This window comes from Piscinibacter sp. (genome assembly GCF_050175855.1).
In the GTDB taxonomy this organism is placed as follows: Bacteria; Pseudomonadota; Gammaproteobacteria; order Burkholderiales; family Burkholderiaceae_C; genus Piscinibacter.
The window spans coordinates 1-5,205 of record NZ_JBFXIO010000363.1 but is presented as its reverse complement, the minus strand read 5'-3'; the positions used below and the strand labels follow the sequence as shown (position 1 = coordinate 5,205).

Sequence of the window (5,205 nt, the reverse complement as noted above, 5' to 3'; positions counted from 1 at the left end):
CTGTCGGCGTTCTCCTTGCGCCGGAAGCCGTGGCCCTCGTTCTCGGCACGCAGATACCACACCGGCGTGCCGCGCTCGCGCACCTTCTCGACGATCTGCTCGGCCTCGGTGTAGGGCACGCGGGGGTCGTTGCGCCCCTGCACCACGAACAGCGGCTTGACGATCTGCGCTGCGTTGGTGGTCGGCGAGATGCGTTCGAGGAACTCGCGCATCGCCGGGTCGCGCTCGTCGCCGTATTCGACGCGACGCAGGTCACGCCGGTAGCTCTCGGTGCTGCGCAGGAAGGTCACGAAGTTCGAGATGCCGACGATGTCGATCGCGCCGGCGATGCGTTCCGGGTAGGTGGCGGCCACCGCCAGGCTCATGTAGCCGCCGTAGCTGCCGCCGCGCACCACCACGCGTGAAGCGTCGAGCCGGGGCTGCGTGGCGATCCAGTCGAGCAGCGCGCCGATGTCCTTCACGGCATCCTCGCGCTTCATGCCGTTGTCCAGGCTGAGGAAGGTGCGGCCGTGGCCCGACGATCCGCGCACGTTGGGCCGGATGATCGCGATGCCCAGGTCGTCGATGAAATGGTTGTCTCGCCCGAGGAACCCGACGCGGGCCTGTGCCTCAGGCCCGCCGTGGATGTCGATCAGCACCGGCCGGGGCCCGCTGAAGCGATCGGGCGGCAGGCTCAGCAGCCCGGAGATGCTGCGACCGTCGAAGCTCTTCCAGCGCACGAGCTGCTGCCCGGTGAACCGCGTCACGTCGACGCCGGGGGCAGCCTGCGCACGCGTCCAGGCCTGCGCATCGCCGCCCGCGGGCGAGAGCGTGAGCACCGTGCTCGGGCCCTGGGCGCCGTCGATCGCCACGGCGATCTCGCCGCTGCCCGGGTGGATGCCCAGCGCGCGCACGCTGCCGGCCGGCAAGCACGGGCCGCGAAGCTCCTTCAGCGTGCGGGCGTCGAACAGGCGCAGTTCGCCGCGGCCGTCGACGTTGACCTGCGCGGCCACGAGACGGCCGTCGCGCGTGGCGGCGATCCGATCGACGTCCCACGCGATGTGGGCGGTGACGGCTCGCAGCGTGCGCCGCTTCAGGTCGTAGCGCCACAGCCGGCGGAACTCGCCGCCGCGGTCGCTCAGCACCCACAGCCCGCGGCCATCGGCCTGGAACGGGCCGGCGAAGTAGCTGCCCTTCTCCCCCTTGCGGGCTGCGGGCAGGATCTGCGTGCGGCGCCCGCTGGCCAGGTCGAGCAACCACACTTGCGACTCCGTGGCGGAGAGGTAGCGCGTGAGCGCCACCTGCCGGTCGTCGCGCGAGACGCCGCCGACCGCCCAGCCGGTCCCCGGCAGTTCGGCCACGCGGCGCTGGCGTGTCGGCTCGGCCGGGTCGACCAGCGTGAGTGTCTGGCTCACCTCGTCACGCGTGCCGCCTTGCGCGGTGCGGTCCAGTGGCACCGAGCTCACCAGCAGCTGGCTCGATCGGTTCAGCCAGGCCTCGATGGCGTGGCGCCGCGTCGGGTCGGTGAGCAGGGTGACCTGGCGGCTGTCCAGATCGAGGCGATAGAGCTGGTCGGCTTCGTCGCCGCCGTTGCTGCGCGCGAAGACGAGGTAGTCGCCGCGCCGCGGTTCCCAGGTCGCACGGCGAACCGGTTCGCCGAAGTCGGTCAGCGGTTCGGGCTCGGCCAGGGGCGCAGCCACGCGGAACAGCTGCAGCGTGCTGCCGCCCGCGCGCCGGTGGCTGACCAGCAGCTCGCGGCGCGCCGGATGCCACTCGACCAGGTCGTGGCCGCGGAAGTCGGTGTAGCGCGCCACCTGCTCGACCAGCGACACCGGGACCGGCGGGATGCCCTGCACGCGCAGGTTGGGGTTGGGCGCCACCGTGGCCGGGGTGGCCGCGGCGGGCGCAGCGTCGCCCGGGTTCGGGGCGGACGGCGGAGCGGCGCAGGCGGCCAGCAGCAGGCTGGCGAGCAGGGCGAATCGGCGCATCGGTGTGGTGCTCGAAGGACGGATGGCCGCGCATTCTGCGGGCAAAGCGGCACTGCTCCATCGCCGGAGGCTGCAGTTCGTCCCGCCTCGGGTGCAGCTCGTCGCAAGCCGCTCGCGCCTGCGCTGCGTCCTGCCGATACTGCCTTCCATCGAAGACAGGAGCCCGCCATGAACCGCACCGCCACCCGCCACGCCGCCACCACCGTCCTGATGATCGGTGCCACGCTCGCCGCCGTGTTCAGCGCCGCGCAGGCGCAAGCGGGCGACCGCACGGTGCGCGTGGCCACGCTGCCGACCGTCGAGATCGTGGCGCGCCGCGAGGTGGTGCTGGCCCCGCGCGTGGCCCAGCTGCCGCTGGTGACCGTGACCGGCAAGCGGCCGGTGGCCGAGGCACCCACGCGCGTCGCGCAGAAGCCTGCCCCGCCGGCGGCGCGATCCTGAGCCCTCAGGTCAGCTCGCGCACGTCGCCGATCGGTTCGCGGCCGAAGTCGGCGCGCTCCAGGCAGGCCAGCACGCGCGCGGCCGCGGCGTCGGCCGAGGTGAGCTGGCCGTCGCGCTGCAGGGCCACGAAGCGCTCGCGGTCGGGAAATGCCGCCGGATCGGCCTCGCGCAGCTGCACCTGCATGTCGGTGTCGATCACGCCGGGCGCCAGCGACATCACGCGGGCACCGTTGCGCTCCAGCGCTTCTTCCAGCGCCAGGCTGCGCGTCAGGTGGTCCATGCCGGCCTTGGCCGCGCAGTAGACCGCGCTGCTGGCCATGGCGCGCCGGCCAAGGCCGGAGGAGATGTTGAGGATGCGCCGCTCGCCGTGCCAGCCGCGCGTGGCATCGAGGAAGGCGGCGCTGAGCAGCAGCGTGGCTTCCAGGTCGACGCGCAGCGTGGCGCTCAGCGCCGCCAGGTCGCTGTCGCGCAGCGGTGCCGGCGGCGTGATCGCGCCGGCGTTGTTGATCAGCACCGCGCGCTCGAAGCGATCGGGCGCGAAGCCAGCCAGCCACTCGCGCAGCCGCTGCGCGGCGGGAAGCGGCTCGGCCAGGTCGACCGGCCACTGATCCAGCGAAGCGCCGCGCTCGGCGGCCAGGTCGGCGAGGCTGTCGTTGACGCGCCGCGACAGCCCGACCACCCGGTGCCCCGGCTGCAGCAGGCGCGCCGCGACGGCGGCGCCCAGCCCGCGCGAGTGGCCGGTGAGGACGGTCAGGCGTTCGCCCATGCGCTCAATGCACCTCGGCCAGCTGCTGGATGCCGGCGATGGCCCACTCGCGGCTGCCGTCGCGCGGCTTCACGAGGTGCCACACCTCGTCGAACGGATGGGCACCGCCCTCGCGCAGTTCGCGGATCAGGCCGTGGAAGCGCACGCTGACCACCTGGCGATCGGACTCCTCGGCCACGTCGAGCACCTCGGCATCGATCTGCACCACATCGGTCTGCTGCGCGGCGCCCTGGCGATCCTGCAGTTCGAGCCGGATGGCGGCGAACATCTCCGGCGTGGTGAAGGCGCGCAGGTCGTTGAGATCGCCGGCGTCGTTGGCGGCCTGCAGGCGGATGAAGATCATCTTGGCGATGCGTGCGAAGCCGTCGGCATCGAAGTCGGCCGGCAGGGCGTGGGCGGCCGGCGCGGCAGCCGCGTGAGTCATTTCCGTGCCGGAGGACAGCGGCGTGGCAGCGCGCCAGGCGTTGGCATCGTTAGGCACCGGCGCACCGGCACCGGCGAGCTGCATGCCGGCCGGCGCACGGCTGCCGCCGGCGAAACGGCGCAGCAGCAGGCGCACGACGACGATGGCCACGATGGCCAGCAGCGCCAGCATCATGAAGTTGGCCAGCTCCTCGCCGAATCCGAGGTGGCTGGCCAGCGCGGCCAGGCCCAGGCCGGCGGCGAGGCCGGCGATCGGGCCCATCCAGGAGCGCTTGGGTGCGGCCGCGGCGGCGGCGCCTGCAGCGGCCGGCGCGGCGGCGTTCGTCGGCGCGGCCGTACCGCTCTGCGCGGGCTTGGCCGGCGGTGCGTCGGGCGCGGTGCGCGCGGGCAGGTCACGCTTCATGCCGGCGCTGCCGCCGCCGCCCAGGCGCTTGGCCTCGGCCTCCAGCGGCAGCAGCGGAACGGAGCAGACGGCGAACGAGAGGGCGATCAGCCAGCGTTTCATGGTCGAGGGTCCTTCGAGGTGTACTGCGGTGGAATCGCGCGGATCATAGGGGGCTCGCCAAGACCCTCGCGGTGCGCATGGGATGCGCCTTGGCGCCGCGAGTTCCCATCGTTCGCGATTGACCCGGCCGGGGCTTGCGTGCCACACTGCGCGCCTTCGCCGGCCATGCCCATGGCCGCCCATGAACCCGAGGCCAGGAGGTGCACGATGAAGACGACGGACATTGCCCTCCATGCGGCTCGCGCCTGACGCGCCTCGGGTCCCGCTTCTCACCGCCCTCCGGCATCTCCCTGTCGTGACCTGAACCGCGCGCGCCGCGGCCGCCTTCGTTCGCTTTCGCACCCTGCGCCATGCAGGGCCGGCCGGCGTGCCTTCGCGCGCCTGGCGATCGACAGGTTTTCACACGACATGATGCAGATTGACTTCGAGCGGTTGCGCTCGATGGGTTTCACGCCCGCATGGGCCAGCCAGTCGCTGGCGCTGGCCGCGGAGATGGACGACGTTCCCGCCCTGGTGCCGATGCGGCTGACCGTGTTGCACCGCGAGACGGTGCAGTTGCACGACGGTGAGCGCGAGCGCAGCGCGCGCGTGCTGCCGCGGCTCACTCGCACCCTCGCCGAGGGTGAGGACGCGCTGGCCGTCGGCGACTGGGTGCTCGCTGCACCCGACACCCACGGCGAACACTGGGTGCATGCCCGGCTGCCGCCGCAGACGCACCTGGTGCGCCGCGACGCCGACGGGCGCCGCCATCCGGTGGTCAGCAATGTCGACACCGCGCTGCTGGTGATGGGGCTCGACGCCGACTTCAACCCGCGGCGCATGGAGCGCTTCCTGGCCCTGGTGCAGGGCAGCGGCGTGGCGCCGGTGATCGTGCTGACCAAGGCCGACACGGTGGCCGATGCGCGCACGCTGTTCTGCCGCATGCAGGCGCTGCGTGAGCGGCTGCCGGCGGGCGCAGAGATCGTGGCCGTGGACGCGCGCGACAGCGAGGCGGCGGCCAGCCTCGCGCATCACACGCTGCCGGGGCGCACGCTGGCCCTGCTGGGTACCTCGGGTGCCGGCAAGTCGACGCTGACCAACACGCTGCTCGGCCAAGATCGGAA

General features: G+C 72.9%; 5 protein-coding genes. 2 read left to right on the top strand and 3 right to left on the bottom strand.

From position 1 onward, the window contains the following. Window positions 1-1,967 (bottom strand): prolyl oligopeptidase family serine peptidase (locus AB7U92_RS21430; protein WP_428581828.1); only part of this gene is annotated, 1,967 nt, incomplete at its 3' end. A 168-nt stretch (window positions 1,968-2,135) separates the two neighbouring features. Here AB7U92_RS21430 and AB7U92_RS21425 point away from each other — a divergent pair. After that, window positions 2,136-2,408, top strand: a complete 273-nt coding sequence (locus tag AB7U92_RS21425; protein ID WP_428581825.1) for a hypothetical protein — start codon at window positions 2,136-2,138, stop codon at window positions 2,406-2,408. Window positions 2,409-2,412: 4 nt separating this feature from the next. Here AB7U92_RS21425 and AB7U92_RS21420 read toward each other — a convergent pair whose 3' ends face one another. After that, window positions 2,413-3,174: an SDR family NAD(P)-dependent oxidoreductase gene (locus tag AB7U92_RS21420; protein WP_428581823.1), complete on the bottom strand. Its 762-nt coding sequence runs from the start codon at window positions 3,172-3,174 to the stop codon at window positions 2,413-2,415. Window positions 3,175-3,178: 4 nt separating this feature from the next. Continuing rightward, window positions 3,179-4,102 carry a Tim44 domain-containing protein gene (locus AB7U92_RS21415; RefSeq protein WP_428581820.1) on the bottom strand — a complete coding sequence of 308 codons (924 nt, stop codon included), beginning with the start codon at window positions 4,100-4,102 and terminating at the stop codon, window positions 3,179-3,181. A 408-nt stretch (window positions 4,103-4,510) separates the two neighbouring features. On the opposite strand from AB7U92_RS21415, the gene rsgA reads away from it, so the two are divergent. Continuing rightward, a partial coding sequence (gene rsgA, locus AB7U92_RS21410) for a GTPase RsgA (RefSeq protein ID WP_428581817.1) occupies window positions 4,511-5,205 on the top strand: 695 nt, incomplete at its 3' end.